This is a genomic window from Achromobacter ruhlandii, from assembly GCF_002082135.1.
In the GTDB taxonomy this organism is placed as follows: Bacteria; Pseudomonadota; Gammaproteobacteria; order Burkholderiales; family Burkholderiaceae_B; genus Achromobacter; species Achromobacter ruhlandii.
This window is the reverse complement of record NZ_CP017433.1, coordinates 5,698,349-5,723,422: the sequence shown is the minus strand read 5'-3', so window position 1 is coordinate 5,723,422 and position 25,074 is coordinate 5,698,349. Positions and strand designations below refer to the sequence as shown.

The window sequence follows — 25,074 nt, the reverse complement described above, 5'->3', positions numbered from 1 at the left end:
CATGGCCGAACCGTTGATTTCGCTGTCCGGGGTCCGGCGCGAATTCCCCGCGGGCGAGCAGACCATCGCCGTCCTCAAGGACATCAACCTGACCATCGAGGCCGGGGAGATGGTGGCCATCGTCGGCGCGTCGGGCTCGGGCAAGTCGACCCTGATGAATATCCTGGGCTGCCTGGACCGCGCCACCAGCGGCGACTACCGTGTCAGCGGCCGCAGCACGGGCGAACTGGATCCGGACGAACTGGCCGAATTGCGCCGCGAGCATTTCGGCTTCATCTTCCAGCGCTATCACCTGCTGTCCGACCTGACGGCGCAGGGCAACGTCGAGGTGCCGGCCGTTTACGCCGGCAAGCGCCGCGAGGCCCGGCTGGAACGCGCCGCCGACCTGCTCGAGCGCCTGGGGCTGGGCGAACGCACCGGCCACCGCCCGGGCCAGCTGTCCGGCGGCCAGCAGCAGCGCGTGAGCATCGCCCGCGCGCTGATGAATGGCGGCGACATCATCCTGGCCGACGAGCCGACCGGCGCGCTGGACACGCACACCGGCCAGGAAGTGCTGCGCATCCTGGAGGAACTGAACGCCGCCGGCCACACCATCATCCTGGTCACCCACGACATGAACGTGGCGCGGCACGCGCAGCGCATCATCGAGATCAGCGACGGCGAGATCGTCTCGGACCGGCGCAACCCCGACGCGCCGCGCATCGAGGTCAAGCGCGAGGAAGCGGCGCCGCTGCCGCCGCGGCCGGCCTGGCAGGCCTACCTGGACCGCTGCGGCGAAGCGCTGCGCATGGCGCTGCTGGCCATGAACGCGCACCGCCTGCGCACCTCGCTGACCATGCTGGGCATCATCATCGGCATCGCCGCGGTGGTGTCGGTGGTGGCGCTGGGCGAGGGTTCGCGCCAGAAGATCCTGGAAGACATCAGCGAGATCGGCACCAATACCGTCGAAGTGTTTCCCGGCAAGGACTTTGGCGACGAAAAGGCCCTGACCATCCGCACCCTGGTGCCGGCCGATGCCGAGGCCCTGTCACGCGAGTCCTACGTGGACAGCGTCACGCCCGAGGTCTCCACCAGCAACACGCTGCGCTATCGCAACGTGGCGGTGAATGGCTCGATCCAGGGCGTGGGCGAGCAGTATTTCCGGGTGCGCGCCGTCAAGCTGGCGCAGGGCAAGTTCTTCGACGCCACCAGCGTGGCGCGGCGCGCCCAGGAAGTGGTGATCGACGAGAGCACCCGCAAGACCCTGTTCGGCTCGCACACCGACCCGATCGGCCAGATCGTGTTCCTGGGGGCGATGCCGGCGCGGGTGATCGGCGTCACCAAGAAGAACGACACCGTGTTCGGCAACAACGAGACCCTGAACGTGTGGATTCCCTACACCACGGCGCTGTCGCGCGTGCTGGGGCAGCAGCATCTCAAAAGCATCACCGTGCGCGTCAACGACGCCGCGCCGCCGGCGGCGGCCGAACAGGCCATCACCAAGGTGCTGCTGCGGCGCCACGTGGTGAAGGATTTCTTCGTGTTCAACACCGACGCGATCCGCAAGACCATCGAGCGCACCACGGCCACCATGACGCTGCTGGTGTCGCTGATCGCGCTGATCTCGCTGATGGTCGGCGGCATCGGCGTCATGAACATCATGCTGGTGTCCGTGACCGAGCGTACCCGCGAAATCGGCGTGCGCATGGCGGTGGGCGCGCGTCGCAGCGACATCATGCAGCAGTTCCTGATCGAAGCCGTGCTGGTCTGCCTGATTGGCGGCGCCGTGGGCATCGCGCTGTCGCTGGGCCTGGGCGTGCTGGTCTCGAAAGCGACCGGCGGGTCCTTCCGCATGATCTATTCCACCGCGTCGATGGTGGCGGCATTCACTTGCTCGACGCTGATTGGTGTGCTGTTTGGTTATCTCCCGGCGCGCAACGCGGCGCGCCTGGATCCCGTCGAGGCCCTGGCCCGGGAATGAGAACGATGAAAGCTGTTTCCCTGATCCGCAAACCCGCTGTTTCCCTGATCCGCAAACCCGCCGCCCTGGCTCTGGTGCTGGCCCTGGCCGGCTGCGGCGGCCTGCTCAAGAGCGAATACGAAACGCCGCGGACGCAGTCGCCGGCCGCCTGGCGCCACGGCGACGGCGCCGACGCGCCGGCCAACGCGCTGGCCGCAGGCGGCGCCTGGTGGCGCAATTTCAACGACCCGGTGCTGGACGGCCTGGTCGATGGCGCGCTGGCGCGCAACAACGACCTGGCCGCCGCCGCCATCCGCGTGCGCCGCGCGCAATTGCAGGCCGGGCTGGCGCAGGACCAGCTGATCCCGCAACTGTCCGGCACCGGCAACGTGACGCGCGCGCGCAACTTGCGCGGCGAACGCGAAATCACGCGCACCAACAGCGCCGAATTGTCGATCGGCTACGAGGTCGACCTGTGGGGCAAGCTGTCGCGCCAGCTCGACGCCGCCGAATGGGAGGCGCTGGCCAGCGAGCAGGACCGCCAGAGTTCGGCGTTGACCCTGGTGGGCACCACGGCCACGCTGTATTGGCAGACCGCCTTCATCAACCAGCGCATCGCCAGCAGCCTGGAGAGCATCGCCTACGCCCGCAAGACGCAGGAATTGGTGCGCGCGCAATATGCCGCCGGCGGCGCCTCGGCGCTGGAAGTGGCCGAGGCCGAACAGACCGTGGCCAGCCAGCAGGCGGCGCACGCGCTGCTGGTGCAGCAACGGGTGGAATACGTGAACGCGCTGGCGATCCTGTTCGACGGTCCGCCCGACCGCACCATGGCCGACCCGCAACGCCTGCCGCAGTACCCGCTGCCGCAGGCGCGCGAAGGCGTGCCGGCCGAACTGCTGGGCCGCCGTCCCGACCTGCGCGCCGCCGAACTGCGCCTGCGGGAGTCGTTGTCCAACATCGACGCGGCCCGCGCCAGTTTCTATCCGACCCTGAACCTGACCGGCGCGCTGGGCAGCTCCAGCCCGACGCTGTCGAATGTGCTGCAGAACCCCGTGGGCACGCTGACGGGGGCGCTGACGCTGCCGTTCCTGCAGTTCAACCGCCTGAACCTGAACCTGAAGGTCTCGCGCGCGGATTTCGACGAACGGGTGGTGAGCTTCCGGCAGGCCTTGTACCAGGCCATGGCGGATGTGGAAAACGCGTTGTCGAACCGGACGCAGTTGCGCCTGCAGGCAGAGCAGCTGGACGCGTCGCTGAAGGCGGCGCGCGAGGCGGAGCGCCTGTATGAGGTGCGCTACCGAGCGGGATCGGTGTCGTTGCGGTTCTGGCTGGACGCCCAGGAGAAGCGGCGGACGGCGGAGATTGCGCGGGATGAGAACGCGTTGAACCGCCTGATCAACCAGGTAAAGGTCTACCAGGCGCTAGGCGGCGACGATGCTGTCCTGGCAATGAACGGCTCCGTCGATACCAATGGGCGCTGATTATCCTGGAACGTCGGAGCCATTGAATGCGCCCGACGCAAGACACCACGTAAGCCTCCAAAGGCCGCCGGCGCGGCCGGCTTGAGGCGGGCCCCGCAATATCCTCCATTTCCCCCCAATGTGCGCAACCACGCCAAGCACTCCGCCCTCCACGGCAACCGTGGTTCAACCTCATCATGAGCGCGCTGCGGGGCAGGGGGGGATGGCGGGGCGTGTAGATGCGCCCGCCGGAAACCGAAGGGAGCCGAAGGCGTACGAGGTTGAGGCCGGGGCAGTCCGGAGCGAACGCTCCGGACCGCAATCGTAGCCCCGCCATCCCCCCCTGCCCCGCAGCGCGCGGCTCAAGAACCCAACCCCGCGCCCATATAAAATACCCCCCATGACCGCCCCAGAAGAAAAAGCCGACATCGCCCGCCGCTTCGGCAGCCTGTCCCGCCTCTACGGCCCCGAGGCTCCCGCCCGCCTCCAGAATGCCCACATCGCCGTCGCCGGGCTGGGCGGCGTAGGCTCGTGGACGGTCGAAGCGCTGGCCCGCTGCGGCGTCGGCGCCCTGACGTTGATCGACCTGGACCACATCGCCGAATCCAACGTCAACCGGCAGATCCACGCCCTGACGCAGACCCTGGGGCAGTCCAAGGTGGATGCCATGGCCGAACGCATCCTGGCCATCAATCCCGAATGCCGCCTGACCCGTGTGGACGATTTCGTTTCTCCGGAAAACGTCGCGCAAGTGCTGCCCGGCCCCTATAGCGCCATCATCGACTGCACCGACCAGGCCGCCGCCAAGATCGCCATGATCCTGCATGCGCGGGCGCTGGGGATTCCGATGCTGTTGTGCGGCGGCGCCGGCGGCAAGACCGATCCGCTGGCGTTGCGCGCCGGCGACCTGTCGGCCGCGGTCAATGACGCCTTGCTGTCCAAGCTGCGCAACAAGCTGCGGCGCGAACACGGGTTTCCGCGCGCATCGGACAAGAATGGCAAGGCGCTTAAGCGCATTCCAAAAATGGGCGTCCACGCGCTGTGGTTCGACCAGCCCGCCATCCTGCCCGATGAATGGACGCGGCAGGCAGAGGCCGAGGACGATATGGGCGCCTCGATGCAATCACTGGCGCCGCAGGGGCTGTCCTGCGCCGGCTATGGCTCGGTGGTCACCGTGACCGCGGCCATGGGCATGGCCGCCGCCAACGAGGCCTTGCGGCTGGCGTTGCAAGGCTAGCTGGGCGGCGACGGCCCGTCACGGAACGCCGCCGCGCCCGGGTCACAGCGCCACGAATACCACGCCGTCCTCGATCCTGACCGGGTAGGTCGCCAGGTTGTCGCGCAGCGGCGAACAGAGCGCGCGGCCGTCGCGCACGTCGAAGCGGCCCTGGTGCAGCGGGCACTCGATCTCGTGGCCCGTCAGGAAGCCGTCGCACAGGCGCGCATTGCCGTGCGTACAGAGGTTGTCGGTGGCGTAGACGTTGCCTTCCACCCCGTACACCGCGATTTCACGGTCGCCCGCCTGCACGGCGATCACGTCTTCGTCCGGCACGTCGGCCAGCGCGATGGCCTTGATCCAGTTCGTACTCATGTCTTGGTGTCCTGGTCAGATGGGATAGATCAGCGAATTCGGGATCAGCTCGCTGTCGAAGATGCACAGCCGCGACTCGAACTTCAGCCCGTCGGGCGTCTGCCGGATCACGTCCAGGTAGCGGCCGACGTTGTAGACCGTGGTCAGTTGGTTCGGCTTGGTGCGGAACACCGCGTAGTTGGCTTCCGATTCGATGCGGTCGCCCTGCACCGTTAGCACGCGCGGGGCGCCGACCACGTGACGCTGGTAGTAGGGCTCGTGGAAGATGGTGTCGGTGGCGCCGTAGATGCGGTCCTTGAGCATGGCGCGGCTCTCGAACGACATGGTCGCCAGCGGATAGCCGCGTTCGTGGTTCTCGCGCGGCAGCACCTTGTAGACGCAGTCCTCCAGGAAGAAGTCGGGCCATTGCTCCCACTGTTCGGCGTCGAGCGCGGCGGCGTAGTCGGCGTACAGCCGGGTCAACTGGTAGTAGAGGGGGAAGTCCAGCATGTTCACGCCTCCGCTTCCATCACGCGGCGCCAGTAGGCGTACATGCCGCGGATCAGGGTTTCGGTCACCATGTGGTCGGTGTTCTCGGCGGTCTTGCCGCCCAGTTCGGCCACGCTGCGGTGCCAGGGCTTCTGCGCGAAGCCGGATTGCGAGAACTCGATGACTTCGCCGTCATCCGCCGAGACGAAGCCGGCCGGGCCGAACAGGTTGGCCTGGCGCAGGCGGCGCTGTGTCATCTCGGGGGTGTCGTCGGCGAAGCCGAAGTGGGTCCAGACGAAGTCGAAGGCGTCGTGGCCGACCGGCTGGATGTGGCGCGTGGACAACGAGTTGACCTGCTGCTGGATGATGACGCTGGGGAACAGCGTCATTAGCACGGCGGTGGGGCCGTTCCACCAGGGTTCCGGCACGATGTCGAGAAAGCGGTCGTCGTTCAGCGTCATCTGTTCCTTGAAGCTGGACACGCCGCTGGTGACGCTGCCCTTGCCGCCCTGACCACGGGTCGAGATCATGGCCGCGTGGCGGAAGTGGCGGTCCATCTTCAGTTCGGAGCGGTTGTCGGCGCGCCACAGGCCGAAGGTGACGAACCAGGTGTGCAGCAGGCCGGGGTGGTACGGGTCCTTGATGTTCTCCTGCATCAGCTTCCAGTTGCCGGGGATGCGCTGGCGGCTGTAGCCGTGAATAACCAGTTGGCGGCCGTCGAAGACGCGATCGAAGTAATGCAGGATGTCCGGGCCCAGGTAGTCCTCCAGCGGCTCGACGTCGTGGTCGAACGAGGCGAACACCACGCCGTTGCGGCAGGCCACGGCCAGCTTGGTCAGGCCGTGATCTTCCGGCTTGAAGTCGGGCGGCATGCCGCCGTTGACGCGGCCGTCCTGCTTGACGCCGCGGCGGAACGGCACGCCGATCAGGTTGCCCTGCAGGTCGTAGTTCCACTGATGGTAGGGACAGACGAACTCGCTGCGGTTGCCGGAGCGTTCGCGGCAGAACTGCACGCCGCGGTGGGCGCAGACGTTCTCCACCACGCGCACCTGGCCGTCGTTGTCGCGCAGCAGGATGACGGAGCGCTCGCCCACGGCGGTGCGCTTGAAGTCGCCGGGATTGGGGATTTCCGCTTCCAGGCCGACGTAGCTCCAGTGGCCGCGATACAAGAAACGCTCCAGCTCGCGCTGGTGCAGGGCGGCGTCGGTGTAGACGCCGAACGGAATGCGGTGGCTGCCGTCGCCCTGCCAGGGGGGCATGAACGACAGCGGCTGTTCGGGGGCGGCGCTGGCGGGGCAGGCGGAGTTGGCGGCGGCGCCGGCGATCGTGTCCGGCGCGGTATCCAGGGGAGCGTTCATCGGCGGCCTCCGGCGAGGCGGCCGCGCCTACAGGGCGTGACGGGGGGATGGCGCATGGTTGTCTCCTTCATCCATCGGGGCCGGCGCGACATCGGCGCAGGCGTTTGTTGCATCATCGGCCAGGGTGTGAAATAAATAAATAGAATCTGGATGATGACAACAATCACCAAAATAAATATTGGTGGAGACAAGCATGAACCTGCAAGACATGGACCTGAACCTGCTGGTCGTGTTCAACGAGCTGTGCAAGCACGGCCGGGTGTCGGCGGTGGCGCAGAACCTGGGCATTTCGCAGCCGGGGGTCAGCAACGCGCTGGGGCGGCTGCGCAAGCTGCTGGGCGACGAGCTGTTCCTGCGCACCTCGCGCGGCATGGTGCCCACGCCCTATGCCGAGGCGCTGGCGCAGCCGATCGCCGATGCGCTGGCGGCGCTGCACGGCACGCTCAACGCGCGCGCCAGCTTCGATCCGGCGCGCAGCGAGCGCGCCTTCGTCATCGGCGTCAACGACGTCGGCGAGACCTACTTCCTGCCGCGCCTGATGCGGGCGCTGGACGACGCCGCGCCCGGCGTCACCATCCGCACGGTGCGCACCACCTCGATCGATGTGAAGGACGAGATGGAGCGCGGCCGCATTGACCTGGCGATGGGCTTTTTGCCGGGCCTGAAACACGGCTTCTTCCAGCGCCGGCTGTTCCGCCAGCCCTATGTGTGCATCTTCCGCGAGGATCATCCGCTGGCGCGCACCGGCGTGTCGGCGCGGCAGTTCCGCGCCGCCGAGCATGTCGCCATCGTGTCCGAGGGCACCGGCCACGGCGTGGTGGACCAGGTGATCGAGCAGGCCGGCATCCGCCGGCGCCTGCGGCTGACGGTGCCGCACTTCATGGCGGTGGGGCCGGTGCTGCAGGCCACCGACATGATCGCGGTGGTGCCGCGGCGCTTCGCCGATTGCGCCTGCAAGCCCTTCGGCCTGGCCACCGCGCCCTGTCCGGTGAAGATCCCGGAGTCCGTCATCAACGTGTTCTGGCACGCCCGCAATCACCGCGAACCGGCCAACCAGTGGCTGCGGCAGGTGGTGGTGGAGCAGTTCGCGGATTAGGGCGGCGCGCGGCGACGGTTCGGCCGGCCAGGCTCCCGGGCGCTGGTCTGGCGGCGTGGCGCGTCATCGCGTGGCAGGGCCGCCGGTCCGGCCATCGGCGTCGTCCCGGGGCGGGCGGGTTCAGGTTTCGCGCAGGGTGACCGTGAACCAGCCGCGCAGGGCGTTGGACAGTCGGATTTCGTCAGCGGCGTGCAGGTCGGCCAGGGTCAGCACGCGTTCGCTGACGTTGCCGGTGTCCAGCAGTTCGGCGCGCTGCACGCCGGGCAGGCAGCCGCTGTCGACCGGCGGCGTGTACCAGTCGCCATCCAGGCGCAGGTAGACGTTGCTGCGGCTGCCCTCGCACAGCTCGCCGCGTTCGTTCAGGTAGACCAGGTCGAAGATGTGCGGATGGGCCGGCAGCCACTCGATGGTCTTGGTGTACCAGGGCCGATAGGTGGTCTTGTAGCGCAGCAGCGGTTCGGACGAGCGCAGCGCTTCGGGCGCCAGCATGATTTCCTGCACCGCCGGCAACGGTGGCAGCATGGCGGTCTGGATGTGGCGGCTGCCGTCGCGCGCCACCAACAGGCGCAGGCGGTGCGCGCCGGGGGTGTTCAGGCTGAGCGAAGCGATCATGATGTCGCTTTGCACCGCGTTGCCGCCCCATGTGTAGCCCAGCGCCTTGCAGGAATGCTCCAGGCGATGCAGGTGGCGCGCCAGCAGCGGCACGCGGCGCTCGGCGTCGACCAGGATGGTCTCGATCAGTTCGGGTTGCATGCGGGCTCCTGGTAAACGGCGGGCGAAGGAGGGCGGGGCCGGGATCTATCCTACCCCGCGGACGCGGATTGCGCACTCAGGCGCGCAGGATGCGGGCCTTCCAGTGGCATTCCTGCCATTCCTCGGCCGGATCGGAGTCGTGCACGATGCCGCCGCCGACGCTGTAGACGCCATGGCCGGCCGCGTCCAGCACCAGCGTGCGGATCGCCACGTTGAGCGAGAAGTCGCCGTCCGGCGCCAGCCAGCCGATGCTGCCGCAATACAGGCCGCGCGGCGCGGCCTCCATTTGCCGGATGCGGCGCATGGCGGCGACCTTGGGCGCGCCGGTGATGGAGCCGCACGGGAACAGCGCGCGCAGCACGTCCTCGAGCGTGGCGTGCGGCGCCTGCGCCGACACGGTCGAGGTCATGGTCCAGACCGTGGGATAGCGTTCCAGCGAGAACAGCGCCTCGACCTTGACCGAGCCGGGCTCGGCCAGCCGGCCCAGGTCGTTGCGCAGCAGGTCGACGATCATCAAATTCTCGGCGCGGTTCTTGTCGCTGGCCAGCAGCGCCTGGCCCAGCCGCTGGTCCTCGGCCGGATCGGGGTGGCGCGGCGCGGTGCCCTTCATCGGCCGGGTGGTCAGTCGCGCGCCGCGGCGGGTCACGAACAGCTCTGGCGAGAACGACAGCACCGTGCGCGCGCCGTCCTCGATATAGGCGCCGTGCGCCACCGGATTGCGCGCGGCGATGCGGCGATACAGCGTGGCCGCGTCGCCCTGGTATTGCACGTCGAGCGGCTGGGTGTAGTTGACCTGGTACAGCTCGCCGGCGCCGATCAGCGCGCGGATGGCCTCGATCTGGCGCGTGTAGCCGGCCTCGGTCATGCGCGGCGCGGGAATGCTGAGGGCGGCCGGGGGGCTGTCGGCCGCTGGCGCGTCCCACGGGGCTTCGTCGATCTTGCGGTCGAATACCAGGGCCGTCAGGCGCGCCCGGCCGTCGTCGCGCGGCGGCGTCCAGGGCCCGGCGGGCGCGGGCCGGGTGGCTTCCGGCAGCAGCCATTCGCCCAGTTCGTAGTCCAGCAGCAGTGCGACCCAGTGTCCGCGCTGGCGCGCCGCGTCGATGGCGGCCAGCGCGGGGCCGACCTCGGCCGCCGCGCGCGCCTCGATGCGGGCCAGGAAGCCGTCCAGCCGCAGGGCGCGGCCGGCCAGCCGGTCTTCAAAACGACAATGCATGACTCTGTTTACTGTTGTGCCAGGAACTCCGTCAGCACCCGGCCCGTGTGGGAGTGGTCGCGCAAGGTCATGACGTGTTCCGGCGACCCCTGCGCCACCAGCTTGCCGCCGCCGGTGCCGCCCTCGGGGCCCAGGTCCAGCAGCCAGTCGGCCTCGGCGATGACGTCGAGATTATGCTCGATCACCACCACCGTGTTGCCGGCTTCCACCAGGCGGTGCAGCACGTGGATCAGCTTTTCCACGTCGGCCATCGACAGGCCCACGGTCGGCTCGTCCAGCACGTACAGCGTGTGCGGGATGCGCGAGGCGCGGCCGGTCTTGATCAGGCCGTCGGTCAGGCGGGCCTTGGACAGCTCGGTCACCAGCTTGATGCGCTGCGCCTCGCCGCCAGATAGCGTGGGCGACGGCTGCCCCAGCGTCAGGTAGCCCAGGCCGACGTCCTGCATCAGCTGCAGCGGGCGATGGATCTTGGGATGGGCGGCGAAGTATTCGATCGCGTCATCGACTTCCATGGCCAGCAGTTCGCCGGCGTTCTTGCCGCGCATCTGCACGCTCAGCGTGTCGCTGTTGAAGCGCGCGCCGTTGCAGGCGTCGCACGGCACCTTGACGTCGGGCAGGAAGTTCATTTCGATGGTGCGCATGCCCTGGCCTTCGCAGATCGGGCAGCGGCCGTCGCCGGTATTGAACGAGAAGCGCGCCGAGGTCCAGCCGCGCATGCGCGCTTCGCGGGTGTCGGCGAACTGCTTGCGCACGTCGTCCCAGAAACCGACGTAGGTGGCCGGGCACGAGCGCGGCGTCTTGCCGATCGGGGTCTGGTCCACTTCCAGGACGCGGTCGATTGCTTCCCAGCCCTTGATGCTTTCGCAGCCGGCCCAGCCGGGCGCCTTGCCCTGCGAGACGGCCTGCATCAGGTTGTCCAGCAGCACTTCGCGCGCCAGGGTCGATTTGCCGGAGCCGGACACGCCGGTGACCACGCTCAGGCGGCCGACCGGGATCTTGGCGTCGACGCTGCGCAGGTTGTGCAGGCGCGCGCCCTTGATCTCGATCATGGGGGTGTCGGCCTCGACCGGGCGGCGGCCCTGCAGCGGGTGCTGCAAGGGCTTGGCCAGGTAGCGGCCGGTGACGGATTCGGGCGCGTCGATCAGGTCCTGCGCGCTGCCCTGCGCCACCACGCGGCCGCCGCGGATGCCGGCGCCGGGGCCGATGTCGATGATGTGCGAGGCGCGGCGGATGGTGTCGTCGTCATGCTCGACCACCACCAGCGTGTTGCCGTTGCCTTCCAGGCGCGCCAGCGCGTCCAGCAGGATGCGGTTGTCGCGCGGGTGCAGGCCGATAGTGGGCTCGTCCAGCACGTAGCAGACGCCCTGCAGGTTCGAACCCAACTGCGCCGCCAGCCGGATGCGCTGCGCTTCGCCGCCCGACAAGGTGGGCGCGGCGCGATCCAGCGCCAGGTAGTTCAGGCCGACTTCCTGCATGAAGTTCAGGCGCCCGCGGATCTCGGTGAGGATGTCGCGGGCGATCTCGCCTTCACGGCCGCGCGCCACCAACCCGGTGAAGAAGGTGTGCGCGTCCGACACCGGCAGCGAGGCCAGCTCGGCGATCGACTTGTCGCGCCAGCGCACGGCGCGCGCGACCCGGTTCAGGCGCTGGCCGTCGCACTGTGTGCAGACCTTGGCCTCGCCTTCGTACCAGGCGTTCCAGGCGGTCTCCTCGCCGGTCTGCTCTTCGTCGAAGCCCTGCAGTTGCAGGCCGGTGCCGAAGCAGCCGGTGCACCAGCCATGCTTGGAGTTGTATGAGAACAGGCGCGGGTCGGGTTCGGGGAAGCTGGTGCCGCACGAGGGGCAGGCGCGCTTGACCGAGAAGTGCTGCTGCTGCAGTTCGCTGTTCAGCGCCTCGTGCAGCTTGTCCACCGGCCATACCACCGACATCACGCCCTGGCCGTTTTCCAGCGCGCTCTTGACCGCGGCGCGCAGGTCAGCCTCGTTGGCCGGGTCGACCACCACGTCGGCCACCGGCAGTTCGATGGTGTGTTCCTTGTAGCGGTCCAGGCGCGGCCACGGCGCCACCGGGATGAATTCGCCGTCGACCCGCAGGTGCGTGTGGCCCTTGGAGCCAGCCCACTTGGCCAGGTCGGTGTAGTAGCCCTTGCGCGCGGTGACCAGCGGCGCCAGCAGGCCGATGTGCTCGCCCTTGCGCTCGCGCAGCAGGCGCGCCACGATCTGGTCGGTGTTCTGCGGCTCCACCGCGACGTTGCAGTCCGGGCAGTACTGCGTGCCCAGCTTCACGTACAGCAGCCGCAGGAAGTGGTGGATCTCGGTCATCGTGGCCACGGTCGACTTGCGGCCGCCGCGGCTGGTGCGCTGTTCGATGGCCACGGTCGGCGGGATGCCGAAGATGGCGTCCACATCCGGCTTGCCGGCCGGCTGCACGATGGCGCGGGCGTAGGCGTTGAGCGATTCGAGATAGCGGCGCTGGCCTTCGTTGAACAGGATGTCGAAAGCCAGGGTCGACTTGCCCGAGCCGGACACGCCGGTGATCACCGTGAACTTGTCGCGCGGGATCTCGACGCTGACGTTCTTCAGATTGTGCTCGCGCGCATTGCGGATCTCGATCGCCATGTTGTCCTGGCGGCGCTTGCGCATGACCGATTGCAGCGGCGTGCCTTCGCCGGCGCCATAGGCGGCGGTCGGCTCGGCGATGCGGGCCGTCAAGCCGGCCTGCTCGGCTTCCTGCGCGTCGATGTCGCTGCTGACCACCACGTCGGCCGGCAGGATGCTGACCTCGTAGTCGCGCAGCGCCGCGCCGGTGTGCGAGGCGGGGTTGGCCATCAGGTCCTGCGGCGTGCCGACGCCGATCACCAGGCCGCCGGCGTCGCCGCCTTCGGGGCCCAGGTCGATCAGCCAGTCGGCCGCGCGGATCACGTCCAGGTTGTGCTCGATGACCAGCAGCGTGTGGCCCGCGGCCAGCAGCTTGCGGAAGGCGCGCATCAGGCGCGCGACGTCATCGAAGTGCAGGCCGGTGGTGGGTTCGTCGAACAGGAACAGGCTGCCCTTCTTGGCGACCTTGGCGGTGGAGATGCCGCTGCGCGCGGCTTCGGCCAGGTGGCCGGCCAGCTTCAGGCGCTGCGCCTCGCCGCCCGACAGGGTCGGCACCGGCTGGCCCAGCCGCACGTATTCCAGGCCGACGTCGGCCAGCGGCGCCAGACCCGTCTGCACGTCGCGCAGGCCCTTGAAGAACTCCAGCGCCTCGCTCACGGTCATTTCCAGCACCTCGTCGATCGAGGCGCTCTTGCCCAGGTGCTCGACGCGCACTTCCAGCACTTCCGGGCGGAAGCGCTTGCCGTCGCAATCGGGGCAGCGCAGGTAGACGTCGGACAGGAACTGCATCTCGACGTGCTCGAAGCCGGTGCCGCCGCAGGTCGGGCAGCGACCGTCGCCGCCGTTGAAGCTGAAGGTGCCGGCGGTGTAGGCGCGTTCCCTCGCCAGCGGCGCCTGCGCGAACAGCTTGCGGATCGCGTCGAACGCGCCCACATAGCTGGCCGGGTTGGAACGCGCGGTCTTGCCGATGGGGGTCTGGTCGACCATGACGACGTCGGCGATCTGCTCGGCGCCCAGCAGGCGCTCGAAGGCGCCCGGCGCTTCCGACGGCTTGCCCTTCTGCTTGAGCAGGGCGGGGAACAGCACGTCCTGCACCAGCGTCGACTTGCCCGAGCCGGATACGCCGGTCACGCACACCAGCCGGCCCAGCGGCAGCTCGACCGAGACATTCTTGAGGTTGTGGGCGCTGACGCCTTCGAGCAGCAGGCGCGGCGTGTTGGCCGCCACCGGCATGGGGCGCGGCGCTTCGACGCGCTGGCGTCCGCCGAGATAGTCGCCGGTCAGCGTGCGGGCCGCGCGCAGCTGCGCCGGCGTGCCGTCGAACACGATCTGGCCGCCGCGTTCGCCGGGGCCGGGGCCGATGTCGATGATGCGGTCGGCGGCCACCATGACCTGCGGGTCGTGCTCCACCACCACCAGCGTATTGCCGGCGTTGCGCAGCCGGTGCATGACCTCGACCACGCGGTGCATGTCGCGCGGGTGCAGGCCGATGGACGGCTCGTCCAGCACGAACAGCGTGTTCACCAGCGAGGTGCCGAGCGCCGTGGTCAGATTGATGCGCTGCACTTCGCCGCCGGACAGCGTGCGGCTCTGGCGGTCCAGCGTCAGGTAGCCCAGGCCGACGTCGCACAGGAACTTCAGGCGCGCGCGCACCTCGGTCATGAGCAGGTCGGTGGCGGCGTCCAGCGCGCCTTCGAACGACAGCTGGTCGAAGAACGCGCGAACCCGTTCGATCGGCAGCAGCATGACGTCATGGATCGACAGGCCGTCCAGGTTGTCGAGCTGCGCGCGGCTCCAGTTGGCGCCGACCGGCATGAAGCGCTTGTAGCGGCCGTCTTCCGGCGGCAGCACGCTGTCGGCCTCGGCCTTGGTGCCCAGGCGCCACAGCAGCGCATCGGGCTTGAGGCGCGCGCCGTTGCAGGTGGGGCAGGGCGTGTAGCTGCGGTACTTGGACAGCAGCACGCGCACGTGCATCTTGTACGACTTGGTCTCGAGCCAATCGAAGAAACGCTGCACGCCGTACCACTGGTGCTTCCAGGCGTCATTGCCGCCCTTCCAGTCGGGCGTGCCGTACAGCACCCAGCGCTTGTGCTCCTCGCTCATGCTCTTCCACGGCACGCCCAGCGGGATGCCGGCGCGCGGCGCGTACTTCTGCAGATCGTCCTGGCATTCCTTGTACGAGGGCGTGGTCCAGGGCTTGATGGCGCCTTCCAGGAGGGTCTTGTTCTCGTCCGGGATGACCAGGCCGAAGTCGATGCCGATCACGCGGCCGAAGCCGCGGCAGGCCTCGCAGGCGCCCAGCGGCGAGTTGAACGAGAAGCTGCTGGGCAGCGGGTCGGTGTATTCGATGTTGCAGTCGGCGCAGTGCAGGCGGTCGCTGTACTTCCAGATGTGCGCGTCCGCGCCCTCGGCGTCCATGACGTACACGGCCAGGTGGCCGGCGCCCATGCGCAATGCCGTATCCAGCGCTTCCATCACGCGTTCGCGTTCGGTGCCGGCGAAGCGGAAGCGATCCTGGATCACGTGCAGGATGCGGCGTTCCTCGGTGGCGGCCTTGGCCTTGCCCTTTTCCTTCTTGGCGCCCTTGGCCGGCGCGGTGGCGTTCGGCACGGCGGTTTCCTCGGCGTGCACGCGGGTGTAGCCCTGCTGCTCGAGGAAGCCGCGCACTTCGTCTTCGGTGAAGTTGGCCGGCACGGCGATGGGGAAAGTCACCACCAGGCGCGGATCGCCGGCCGCGGCCGAGCGCTCGGCCAGCGAGCGGTAGATCGATTCCGGCGTGTCACGCTGCACCACCTTGCCACAGCCACGGCAGTGCAGGCGCGCGCCGCGCGCGAACAGCAGCTTGATATGGTCATTGAGCTCGGTCATCGTGCCGACCGTGCTGCGCGAACTGCGCACCGGATTGGTCTGGTCGATGGCGATGGCCGGCAGGATGCCCTCGATGCGGTCCACCTGCGGCTTGTCCATGCGGTCCAGGAACTGGCGCGCGTAGGGCGAGAAGGTTTCCACGTAGCGGCGCTGGCCCTCGGCGTAGAGGGTGTCGAAGGCCAGCGAACTCTTGCCGGACCCCGACACGCCGGTCACGACCACCAGTTCGCCGGTGGCGATGGTCAGGTCCAGGTTCTTGAGATTGTTCTGGCGGGCGCCAACGATGCGGATTTGGGAGCTCATGGACGGTATCGTAGCCTGAGGGAGGGGGCGGCCCCGGACGACGGCCAATGGCTGGTTCCGGGCGCGGCGATATGGAATAATTGCCTATATCGTGAGGCATGTGTCCACAATGTGGTCAAGCATGCGCGACGAAGCTGTACAAATAAACAGTATCGCAGATTCGTCTGAAATTAGCGCGGTTTGCCGAGTGCTTTCCGCGGGCGCGTTGTTAACGCAGCGCATCTACCCGAGGTGGGGGCGGTTGTGTCGGAATCCAAGGTGGCGGGCGCGGCCGCGTTCGCCAAGTTCATGACGGTGTTGCAGGCGGTGGCCGACGCGCCCCGGCCGCCCACGGCGGCGGCGCTGGCGCGCAGCAGCGGCTATCCGCGGCCGACCGTCTACCGCATCGTGGCGGCGCTGGCCGAGCAGGGCATGGTGGCCGAAGCCGACGGCGCCTATCGCCTCGGACCGCGCCTCCTGGCCCTGGCCAGCCGCGCCTGGTCGCAGTTCGACCTGCGCGCCGCGCTGGCGGCCGACCTGCAGGCGCTGCGCGACGCCACCGGCGAGACCGTGCACCTGGCGGTGCCGGCCGGCGCCGAAATGATCTATATCGACAAGCTTGAAAGCCCCGGCCCGGTGCGCATGGCCTCGCGCGTGGGCGCGGCGGTGGCGCTGCATTCGAGCGCGGTCGGCAAGGCCTACCTGGCCGCGCTGGACGAGCCGGCGCGCGAACACCTGCTGCGCGACCTGCCGCTGGAATCGCGCATGCCCGGCACCGTGGCGAGCCTGCCCGCGCTGCGCGCGGCGCTGGCCGAGACGGCGGCGCGCGGCTACGCGCTGGACAACGAGGAAAACGAGCCCGGCATCGTCTGCTACGGCGTGGCGCTGCGCGATGCCGGCGGCCAGCCGGTCGCATGCGTCAGCGTCAGCACGCTGATGTTCCGGCGCAGCGACGATCCGCAATCGGCCTATATCGAACCCCTGCTGCGGCTGCGCGATGCGGCCGCCGCCAAACTCGCCGTGCTGCCATCCGGCGGCGCCTGAACGATCCATCCCGAAAGGAATGCCATGACCGCTGCTCCCCGTGCCTCGAAACTCGACGCCTTGCTCGCCGCCCGGGTCGTGCCCGTGCTGCGCTACCAGGATGCCGCCACCGCGGCCTACGCCGCCGAGGTGGCCGTGGCCGCCGGCTGCACCACGCTCGAACTGACCTGGACCATTCCGGGCGTGACCGACCTGGTGCGCGCGCTGCGCGACAAGCACGGCCCCGCGCTGCTGCTGGGCGTGGGCACGGTGCTGGATGAAACCCAGGCGCGCGAGGCCCTGGTGGCCGGCGCCGACTTCCTGGTGTCGCCGGCACTGGCCACCGAGATCGTCGACCTGGCGCATGCCGCCGACGCCCTCTGCCTGCTGGGCGCCTTCACGCCCACCGAGGTGCTGGCCGCGCGCCGCGCTGGCGTCGATGTCGTCAAGGTGTTCCCGGCCGACACCGGCGGCCCCAAGCATCTGGCGGCGCTGAAATCGGTGTATCCGGACACGGTGTTCTGCCCCACCGGCGGCGTCACCGCCGAGAACATGGCCGCGTATTTCGCCGCTGGCGCGGGTCTGGTCGGCATCGGCAGCAACCTCTATGACAAGGCCGCCTTCGCCGCGCGCGACACGGCCGCCCTGGTGGCGCAGATCACCCGCACCCGCGAGGCCGCCCATGGCTGATTTCGATATCGTCGCGCTAGGCGAACCGCTGGTCGAACTGAACCAGACCAGCCAGGACCAGCGCCAATACCTGCAAGGCTTTGGCGGCGACACCTCCAACGCCGTCATCGCCGCCGCCCGCCAGGGCGCGCGCTGCGCCTACCTGACGCGCGTCGGCGATGACGCCTTCGGCGCGCAGTTCATGGCCTTGTGGCGCGACGAGGGCGTGGACACCTCGGGCGTCGAGGTCGATGCCGCTGCGCACACCGGCCTGTACTTCGTGCAGCACGGCCCCGACGGCCATGCCTTCAGTTACCTGCGCCGCGGCTCAGCCGCCAGCCTGATGACGCCCGCCAGCCTCGACGGCGGCCTGATCGAACGCGCCCGCTTCCTGCACGTCTCCGGCATCAGCCTGGCGATCAGCACCAGCGCCTGCGACACGGTCTTCGCCGCCATCGCCCGCGCCCGCGCGGCCGGCGTGCAGGTCAGCCTGGACTCGAACCTGCGGCTGCGCCTGTGGCCGCTGGACCGCGCCCGCGCCGTGCTGCGCGAAGCGCTGTGCCACGCCGACCTGTTCCTGCCGAGCATGGACGACATGCAGCACCTGACCGGCAACGACGACCCCGAACGCACGCTCGACTGGATCCGCGACGCCGGCGCCACCGGCGTGGTGGTGCTGAAGCTGGGCAAGGACGGCTCCATCATCGACGACGGCAAGACCCGCACCCCGGTCGCGGCCCTGCGCGTGGACGCGGTCGACGCCACCGGCGCCGGCGACTGCTTCGCCGGCAGCCTGCTGGCGCGCCGCTGCCAGGGCGACGACTGGGCCGACGCGGTGCGCTATGCCAACGTGGCGGCGGCGCTGTCGACGCTGGGCTATGGCGCGGTCGACCCGTTGCCCCGCGCCGAGCAGGTGCTGGCGAAGCTGCGGGGTTGAGGCCTGGGGCTGAAGGGGGCGCCAACGAGTGGGGCCGGCACCCACCGCCGGCGCCATTGGCGACCCGTCGACAATGACCTGCCGGCAACGCGCGGGCCGCCCTCCCGCCAGTCTCCCCGGGCCGTTTGTCTAGCGCTGGCGTGCCCGGCCGCCCAAACAAAAATCCCCGCCGGTTCGCACCAACGGGGATTTTTTTGATCGGGCCGCATGCCAGGAACCTGGCGCGGCGGGCGGGTCATTTAGACGCGCTTGATCTTTTCCAGCATCTTGAACACACCCTTGGGCGACTTGACGAACAAGCGCTTGAAGGCCTTGCCCAGGCAACGGCGTTCCAGGGTGTTGCGACGCACGCGTTTGCGTTCAGCCATGTTGATTCTCCTGTTGAATTTGCGGAAATCGAATTAGCGGGGCGAAGCCGCCTTCAAGCTTGGCTTGCGGGTGTCTTCGACCCGGCCGCACAACCGGAAACTGGGCTGGCGGGGAAATTGGGTAACTCGGCATTCTAGCCTGAAAGTGGCGAGGGCGCCAATTTGGGGGGCTTGCCTGGAGAGCCGGGAACGTCAAAAAATAGGGACGCATTTGGCTTGGTAAGCCCCCTTTCGGTCCGCTCCGTGTGCAGGACATGCATCGACAGGCCAGCTGATTGGCCCCTCCGCACACGCGAGAGCGCCATCATCGCGACGCCAGACACCGCGTAAGCCTCAAAAGGCCGCCCGCGCGGCCGGTTTGAGGCGAACCCCGCAAGATCCTCCGCTCCACTCCTGATAGTCGCCAGCACGCCAAGCAAGCCGACCGCCCCAACGCCCGAGGCTAAGTCTCATCGTGAGCGCGTGGCGGGATCGGCGGGGATGGCGGGGCGTGTAGATGCGCCCGCCGGAAACCGAAGGGAGCCGAAGGCGTACGAGGTTGAGGCAGGGGTAGTCCGGAGCGAAGGCTCCGGACCGCAATCGTAGCCCCGCCATCCCCGCCGATCCCGCCACGCGCGGCTCAAGAACCCCGCATCGTCCAAAAAAACGACTACTCAGCCGGCCCCAACTTAGGCCGAATGAAATCCATGAACGCCCGCGTCTTGGCCGGCTGAATACTCGACGGATACACCACGTAGATCGAAATCGGATCCACCGACCACCCCGGCAACACCCTTCGCAACGAATTGCGCTTGATGATCGGATCCAGCGCCTGGCAATGCGGCATCCGCGTGATCGCCAGGTCCAACCCCGCCAGCGTCCCCGCGATACTCATGTTGTTCGCCGCCAGATGCCCGCTCACCGGCACCTGCTCGCTCACCCGCCCATTGTGCAGCGTCCAATGCGAATGCGCGTCATCGATCGTCGTGCGCAGGCATTGGTGCCGCGTCAGGTCCGACGGCGTCTTCGGTTCGCCAAAGCGTTCCAGATAGCGGTCCGAGGCATAAAGATAGTTGTCCAGCGACACCAGCTCCTGCACCACCGCACCATCGCTGCGCGGCACCGGCGCGCCGCCATTGCCGTTGCCACTGTCGATGCTGGCAACCGGATAGTCGCTGTTGCGGCCGAATCGCAGCACGATGTCGAACGGCGTGCCCTGGGCGTCCGACGCCGTCATCATGCTCAGGTCGAACTCGCATTCCACCTCCGGATAGCGATCCGTGAAATCGTTGATCGTCTCCGGCAGCAGCCAGATCGCCAGGCTGTAGGGCATCGACACCCGCAGATTGCCCGACGGCCCGCCCGACAGCGCCTGCAGCTGCTCGTGCGCCAGGCGCGCCTCGTCGATCAGGCCCTGGCAGCGGCTCATGTAGGCCGCGCCGGCCTCGGTCAGGTCCAGGCGGCGGGTGTTGCGGTTGATCAGGCGCAGCCCGATCGCCCGTTCCAGCTCGTTGATACGGCGTGACAGCGTCGAGGTGGGCATGTTCAGGGCCCGGGCGGCCAGGCTGAAGCTCTTGCGCTTGGCAACCTCTACGAACAAGGCGATGTCATTGAGCTGGACGGTCGAAGCTTCCATAGGCATTCCGGTTTGGGCCGCCCGAGTTTACGCCACTCCGGCCAGGCACCCAATGACCAGGACCGCCGCCTAGGATAAGTCTGGAAATCCATGGATTGTCAGATTTGATTGCAAATTTGCATGCCATGGCATCAGTTGGCGCGGGCATATCCCCTACACTTCAGGCGAAAACAACACAGACCAAGACCGCAGCGGTTATCCGGAAATCGCAAAGGGGCCCAGTTCGCATGACCGACACGCCGACGTTCTTCACCGTTCTGACGCCCACCTACAACCGGGCGGGCACGCTGCATCGGGTGTATGAATCGCTTTCCCGCCAGACGTTCCGGGACTTCGAGTGGGTGATCGTGGACGATGGCTCCACCGACAACACGCACGAGGCCGTGCTCGACTGGCAGCAGCGCGCCGATTTTCCCATCCGCTATTTCTGGCAGAACAACCAGCACAAGAAAACCGCCTTCAACCGCGGCGTGCGCGAGGCGCGCGGCGAGCTGATCGTTGCCCTGGACAGCGATGACGAAATGCCGCCCGAATCGCTGGCCACCTTCAAGGCCGCCTGGGAGGCGATTCCGCCGGCCCGCCGCGATTCGTACGTGGCCGTGACCGGTCTTTGCGCGCGCCCCGACGGCAGCATCGTGGGCGACCGCTATCCCCAGGACGTGTTCGACAGCACCGCGGTCGACGTGTATTTCCGCTATCGCATCAAGGGCGAGAAGTTCGGCTGTATGCGCACGGACATCCTGCGCAAGTTTCCCTTTCCCGAGGACGTGGCCGGCTTCGTCCCCGAGAGCCTGGTGTGGTGGGCGATCGCCCGGGCCGGCTACCTCAGCCGCTTCATCAATCAGGTGGTGCGCACCTACCACGACACCCCGGGCGGCCTGAGCCAGGGCGCGGTATCGGTGGGCAACAACGCCCAGGGCCTGTACCTGCTGGCCTGGGACATGCTGCAGCATCACCTGGAATTCTTCCGCTTCCGGCCGCGTGAATTCGTCATGGCTGCCGCGCGCTACACCCGCTTTCGCCTGCACCTGAAGCATTCCGGCGTGCCGACGGCGGTGCAGGCCTACCGCCTGACCAACCCGTGGGCGCGCCTGATGGTCGGCGTGATGTGGCCGCTCGGGTACGCGCTGTACCGCCGCGACCGGCGCCGCGGCGTGGCCTGAGCCGCGGCGTCCCGCGGCGATCGCTACGCCGAGGCCGGCGCGGCGTGGCCCAATCCCAGATAGACCTCGACCACGCGCGGATCCTCCGCCACCTGCGCGGCCGGACCCTCCAGGGTGACGGCGCCGGTTTCCAGCACATAGGCGTAATCGGCCACCTGCAGCGCGGCGCGCGCGTTCTGTTCGATCAGCAGGATCGACACGCCCATGCCGCGCAACTGCTCGACGATGCGGAACACTTCGCGCACGATGCGCGGCGCCAGGCCCAAACTGGGTTCGTCCAGCATCAGCAGGCGCGGCTTGGCCATCAGCGCGCGGCCCACCGCCAGCATCTGGCGTTCGCCGCCGGACAGCGTGCCCGACAGCTGCGCGCGGCGTTCGCGCAGCCGCGGGAACAGGTCGTAGACCTCGGCCAGCGTCTGGTCCTGGTCGCGCAGGCCGCGGCGGAAGCGGTCGAAGGCGCCCAGCATCAGGTTGTCTTCCACCGACATCTCGGCGAACAGCTCGCGCTTTTCCGGCACCAGGTTCATGCCGGCCGCCACCATTTCCTCGATCTCGGCGTGTTCCTGCCGCTTGCCGCCGAACACGATCTCGCCGCGCGAGGGCAGCACGCCCATGATGGCCGACAGCAGGGTGGTCTTGCCGGCGCCGTTGGGGCCGATGACGGTGACGATCTTGCCCTCGTCCACCGACAGGCTGACGCCCGAGACGGCCTCGACCTTGTCATAGGCCACGCGCAGGTCGCGCACTTCCAGCAGTTTCGCGCTCATCATTCCACTCCGCCCAGATAGGCTTCCAGCACCGCGGGGTTGTGCTGGATCTCCGCCGGCAGGCCCTCGGCGATCTTCTCGCCGAAGTCCATCACCACCACGCGATCGACCAGGCCCATCACGAAATCCATGTCGTGCTCGACCAGCAGGATCGCCATGCCTTCGGCGCGCAGCTTCTTCAGCAGCTCGGCCAGTTCGCATTTTTCCTGGTAGCGCAAGCCGGCGGCCGGTTCGTCCAGCAGCAGGATGCAGGGATCCGACGCCAGCGCCCGCGCGATCTCCAGGATGCGCTGCTGCCCCAGTGCCAGCGAGCCGGCCTCGTCGTGCAGGTGTTTGCCCAGGCCGACGCGCTCGACCTGGCGCGCCGCCTCGGCCAGCAGGCGGGCCTCCTCGGCGCGGTCCAGGCGCCAGGCGGCCGGCAGCACGCCGCGATGGCCGCGCAGGTGGGCGCCGATGGCGACGTTCTCCAGCACGCTCATGCGGCCCAGCAGGCGCACGTGCTGGAAGGTGCGCGACAGGCCCAGGCGGGCGATGCGGCGCGCGCCGGCGCCGGCCACCTGCTGGCCCAGCAGCGTGACCTGGCCGGAGGTGGGCGTGTCCACGCCCGAGATCTGGTTGAACATGGTGCTCTTGCCGGCGCCGTTGGGGCCGATCAGCGCCAGGATCTCGCCGGCGCGGATCTCCAGGTTCATGGCGTTGTTGGCGACCAGGCCGCCGAACTTGCGGGTCACGTCGACCGCCTTCAGCACCACCTCGCCGCGCGGCGGCATCGGCTTGCGCGGCAGCGGCTCGGCCTGGGCGTCGATCTGGCGCTGGCGCTTGCGCACCGGCACGCAGCGCGCCAGCACCGGCCACAGGCCGCCGCGGAAGCGGTGCAGCAGCAGCACCATGCCGAAGCCGAACACGATCACCTCGAAGTTGCCGGTCTGGCCCAGCAGCTTGGGCAGCCAGTCTTGCAGCCATTGCTTGAGCACCGTGAACACGCCCGCCCCGACCAGCGCGCCCCACACCTGGCCGGCGCCGCCGATGACGGTCATGAACAGGTACTCGATGCCCATCTGCAGGCCGAACGGGTTCGGGTTGACGAAGCGCTGCATGTGCGCGTACAGCCAGCCCGAGGCGCAGGCCTGCAGCGCGGCGATGATGAAGATCACCATGCGCGAGCGGGCCGTGTCCACGCCCATCGATTCGGCCATGACGCGGCCGCCCTTGAGGGCGCGGATGGCGCGACCCTCGCGCGAGTCGAGCAGGTTACTGGTCGACCACATGGCCACCAGCAGGAAGGCCCAGATCAGGTAGTAGATCTCATCGCCCTGCGTCAGCGCCCAGCCGAACAGGTGGATGGCCGGCACGTCGGGGATGCCGGTGTGGCCGCCCAGGCCCTCGACCGAGCCGAAGGCGAAGTACAGCGACAGGCCCCAGGCGATGGTGCCCAGCGGCAGGAAGTGGCCGGACAGCTTGAGCGTGATGGCGCCCAGCAGGTAGGCCACCACCAGCGTCAGCAACAGGCCGGCCAGCAGCGTCAGCCAGGGCGAGGCGCCGAGCCACGCCAGCCAGGCTGGCAGGGTGTCGGCGCGGGTGGTGAGCAGCGCGGTGGTGTAGGCGCCGACGCCGACGAAGGCCGCCTGGCCGAAGCTGGTCAGGCCGCCCACGCCGGTCAGCAGCACCAGCCCCAGCGCTACCATGGCGTACAGGCCGATGTAGTTCAGCAGGGTGACGTAGAACGGCGGCAACGCCAGCGGCGCGGCCGCCAGCAGCGCCAGGAACACAAGGACGAGGTGGCGCGGGGTCATTCTTCTTCTTCCTCGACGTGGTGGCTTTTCAGGGAGCGCCAGAGCAGCACGGGGATGATCAGCGTGAAGACGATGATCTCCTTGTAGGCGCTGGCCCAGAACGAGGAGAAGGCCTCGATCAGGCCGACCAGCACGGCGCCGGCGGCGGCCAGCGGGTAGCTCACCAGGCCGCCGATGATGGCGCCGACGAAGCCCTTCAGGCTGACCATGAAGCCGGAATCGAAATACATGGTGGTGATGGGCGCGATCAGGATGCCCGAGACGGTGCCGATCAGCGCCGCCAGGAAAAACGTGGCCTTGCCGGCGAACACCGGCGAAATGCCCATCAGGCGCGCGCCGAGCCGGTTGAAGGCGGCGGCGCGCAGGGCCTTGCCGTACATCGAGCGCTCGAAGAACTGGTACAGCACCACGATCAGCAGCGCCGACACCGCCACCACCCACAGCGCCTGGCTGTTGACGTTGACCGGACCCAGCGCCAGGCTGGCGTCGCTGAACGGCGCGGTGCGCGCGCCTTCGGCGCCGAAGGCCAGCAGGCCCAGGCCGACCAGCGCCAGGTGCACCGCGATCGACACGATCAGCAGCACCAGCGTCGAGGCCGAGGCGATCGGCTGGTAGAACAGGCGGTACAGCTGCGGGCCCATCGGCACCACCAGCAGCAGCGTCAGCAGCGCCTGCACGGCCATCGGCAACTGCGCCAGCGGCAGGCGGTAGAACAGCGCGGCCAGCAGCAGGGGATACACCACCTTGGCGATGATGCGCCACAGCGGCGCGCGGCGTCCTGGCCGCCTGGTGCGCGCCATCAGGTCGGCCACGGCTTCGGCCAGCGCGAACGCCAGCAGCAGCCACACCAGCAGCACCGGCTTGCCGGCCTGCAGCGCGGCCATGGTGAGCGCGCCGAAGGCGACGAACTCGCCCTGGGGGATGAACAGCACGCGGGTAACGGTAAAGACCAGCAGGATGGACAAGGCCAGCAGCGCGTAGATGGCGCCATTGGTGATGCCATCCTGCCCGAGTATCAGGGCGATCTGAGCATTCATCGGTACTTCCGGATAAAACGGAAAAACATTGCAGCGGTTTTATCTCCGCTTGAACCCTGCCCATCGGGATGCCGCGG

At 68.5% G+C, this 25,074-nt stretch carries 20 protein-coding genes; 8 read left to right on the top strand and 12 right to left on the bottom strand.

The annotated features are described in order from the left end of the window. Window position 1 precedes the first annotated feature (1 nt). From AruCF_RS26000 to AruCF_RS25990, 3 genes are all read left to right on the top strand, one after another. Entirely contained in the window at window positions 2-1,960 is a 1,959-nt protein-coding gene (locus tag AruCF_RS26000; protein WP_049071578.1) for a MacB family efflux pump subunit, read from the top strand. Beyond that, window positions 1,957-3,420 carry an efflux transporter outer membrane subunit gene (locus AruCF_RS25995; protein WP_372363292.1) on the top strand — a complete coding sequence of 488 codons (1,464 nt, stop codon included), beginning with the start codon at window positions 1,957-1,959 and terminating at the stop codon, window positions 3,418-3,420. The genes AruCF_RS26000 and AruCF_RS25995 overlap by 4 nt, the downstream gene beginning before the upstream one ends. Window positions 3,421-3,799: 379 nt before the next feature. Further along, the gene (locus tag AruCF_RS25990; RefSeq protein ID WP_049071580.1) at window positions 3,800-4,636 is read left to right on the top strand and encodes a tRNA threonylcarbamoyladenosine dehydratase; all 837 of its coding nucleotides are present in this window, start codon (window positions 3,800-3,802) and stop codon (window positions 4,634-4,636) included. Window positions 4,637-4,678: 42 nt separating this feature from the next. On the opposite strand, the gene AruCF_RS25985 is transcribed toward AruCF_RS25990, so the two are convergent. The 4 genes from AruCF_RS25985 to AruCF_RS29345 form a co-directional block, all read right to left on the bottom strand. Continuing rightward, window positions 4,679-4,990 carry a non-heme iron oxygenase ferredoxin subunit gene (locus tag AruCF_RS25985; protein ID WP_049071581.1) on the bottom strand — a complete coding sequence of 104 codons (312 nt, stop codon included), beginning with the start codon at window positions 4,988-4,990 and terminating at the stop codon, window positions 4,679-4,681. A 15-nt stretch (window positions 4,991-5,005) separates the two neighbouring features. Then, on the bottom strand, window positions 5,006-5,479 hold the full coding sequence (locus AruCF_RS25980; protein ID WP_049071582.1) for an aromatic-ring-hydroxylating dioxygenase subunit beta: 474 nt from the start codon (window positions 5,477-5,479) through the stop codon (window positions 5,006-5,008). A gap of 2 nt (window positions 5,480-5,481) precedes the next feature. Next, entirely contained in the window at window positions 5,482-6,717 is a 1,236-nt protein-coding gene (locus AruCF_RS25975) for an aromatic ring-hydroxylating dioxygenase subunit alpha (RefSeq protein ID WP_049077482.1), read from the bottom strand. 126 nt (window positions 6,718-6,843) lie between these two features. Further along, window positions 6,844-7,011 (bottom strand): hypothetical protein, encoded by a 168-nt coding sequence (locus AruCF_RS29345; protein ID WP_156524656.1) that lies wholly within the window; start codon window positions 7,009-7,011, stop codon window positions 6,844-6,846. On the opposite strand from AruCF_RS29345, the gene AruCF_RS25970 reads away from it, so the two are divergent. Then, complete coding sequence (locus tag AruCF_RS25970; RefSeq protein WP_006388935.1) at window positions 7,010-7,912, top strand: LysR family transcriptional regulator; 903 nt, start codon at window positions 7,010-7,012, stop codon at window positions 7,910-7,912. The genes AruCF_RS29345 and AruCF_RS25970 overlap by 2 nt on opposite strands. Before the next feature lie 120 nt (window positions 7,913-8,032). Here AruCF_RS25970 and AruCF_RS25965 read toward each other — a convergent pair whose 3' ends face one another. The 3 genes from AruCF_RS25965 to uvrA form a co-directional block, all read right to left on the bottom strand. Beyond that, window positions 8,033-8,665: an aminotransferase class IV family protein gene (locus tag AruCF_RS25965; RefSeq protein WP_049071583.1), complete on the bottom strand. Its 633-nt coding sequence runs from the start codon at window positions 8,663-8,665 to the stop codon at window positions 8,033-8,035. Between the two features lie 76 nt (window positions 8,666-8,741). Continuing rightward, window positions 8,742-9,878: an aminodeoxychorismate synthase component I gene (locus AruCF_RS25960; protein ID WP_049071584.1), complete on the bottom strand. Its 1,137-nt coding sequence runs from the start codon at window positions 9,876-9,878 to the stop codon at window positions 8,742-8,744. Between the two features lie 8 nt (window positions 9,879-9,886). Then, entirely contained in the window at window positions 9,887-15,646 is a 5,760-nt protein-coding gene (gene uvrA / locus AruCF_RS25955; RefSeq protein ID WP_063569616.1) for an excinuclease ABC subunit UvrA, read from the bottom strand. Between the two features lie 243 nt (window positions 15,647-15,889). Between uvrA and AruCF_RS25950 the strand changes: the two genes are divergently transcribed. The 3 genes from AruCF_RS25950 to AruCF_RS25940 are packed head-to-tail and all read left to right on the top strand — an operon-like array spanning window position 15,890 to window position 18,254. After that, window positions 15,890-16,669 (top strand): IclR family transcriptional regulator, encoded by a 780-nt coding sequence (locus tag AruCF_RS25950; protein WP_049071586.1) that lies wholly within the window; start codon window positions 15,890-15,892, stop codon window positions 16,667-16,669. A gap of 24 nt (window positions 16,670-16,693) precedes the next feature. Continuing rightward, the gene (locus AruCF_RS25945) at window positions 16,694-17,338 is read left to right on the top strand and encodes a bifunctional 4-hydroxy-2-oxoglutarate aldolase/2-dehydro-3-deoxy-phosphogluconate aldolase (RefSeq protein WP_049071587.1); all 645 of its coding nucleotides are present in this window, start codon (window positions 16,694-16,696) and stop codon (window positions 17,336-17,338) included. Continuing rightward, complete coding sequence (locus tag AruCF_RS25940; protein ID WP_049071588.1) at window positions 17,331-18,254, top strand: sugar kinase; 924 nt, start codon at window positions 17,331-17,333, stop codon at window positions 18,252-18,254. Before AruCF_RS25945 ends, AruCF_RS25940 begins: the two co-directional genes overlap by 8 nt. Before the next feature lie 239 nt (window positions 18,255-18,493). On the opposite strand, the gene AruCF_RS30155 is transcribed toward AruCF_RS25940, so the two are convergent. Continuing rightward, window positions 18,494-18,622 carry a hypothetical protein gene (locus tag AruCF_RS30155; RefSeq protein WP_006226408.1) on the bottom strand — a complete coding sequence of 43 codons (129 nt, stop codon included), beginning with the start codon at window positions 18,620-18,622 and terminating at the stop codon, window positions 18,494-18,496. Between the two features lie 649 nt (window positions 18,623-19,271). Beyond that, on the bottom strand, window positions 19,272-20,237 hold the full coding sequence (locus AruCF_RS25935; protein WP_049071589.1) for a LysR family transcriptional regulator: 966 nt from the start codon (window positions 20,235-20,237) through the stop codon (window positions 19,272-19,274). 227 nt (window positions 20,238-20,464) lie between these two features. On the opposite strand from AruCF_RS25935, the gene AruCF_RS25930 reads away from it, so the two are divergent. After that, window positions 20,465-21,400 (top strand): glycosyltransferase family 2 protein, encoded by a 936-nt coding sequence (locus AruCF_RS25930; RefSeq protein WP_049071590.1) that lies wholly within the window; start codon window positions 20,465-20,467, stop codon window positions 21,398-21,400. Window positions 21,401-21,423: 23 nt separating this feature from the next. On the opposite strand, the gene AruCF_RS25925 is transcribed toward AruCF_RS25930, so the two are convergent. From AruCF_RS25925 to AruCF_RS25915, 3 genes are read right to left on the bottom strand one after another with little or no spacing between them, the layout of a single operon-like run. Then, window positions 21,424-22,167, bottom strand: coding sequence for an ABC transporter ATP-binding protein (locus AruCF_RS25925; protein ID WP_049071591.1), 744 nt, complete (start codon window positions 22,165-22,167; stop codon window positions 21,424-21,426). Then, window positions 22,167-23,960 (bottom strand): branched-chain amino acid ABC transporter ATP-binding protein/permease, encoded by a 1,794-nt coding sequence (locus AruCF_RS25920; protein ID WP_049071592.1) that lies wholly within the window; start codon window positions 23,958-23,960, stop codon window positions 22,167-22,169. Before AruCF_RS25920 ends, AruCF_RS25925 begins: the two co-directional genes overlap by 1 nt. Next, entirely contained in the window at window positions 23,957-24,997 is a 1,041-nt protein-coding gene (locus AruCF_RS25915; protein ID WP_049071594.1) for a branched-chain amino acid ABC transporter permease, read from the bottom strand. Before AruCF_RS25915 ends, AruCF_RS25920 begins: the two co-directional genes overlap by 4 nt. Between the last annotated feature and the right edge of the window lie 77 nt (window positions 24,998-25,074).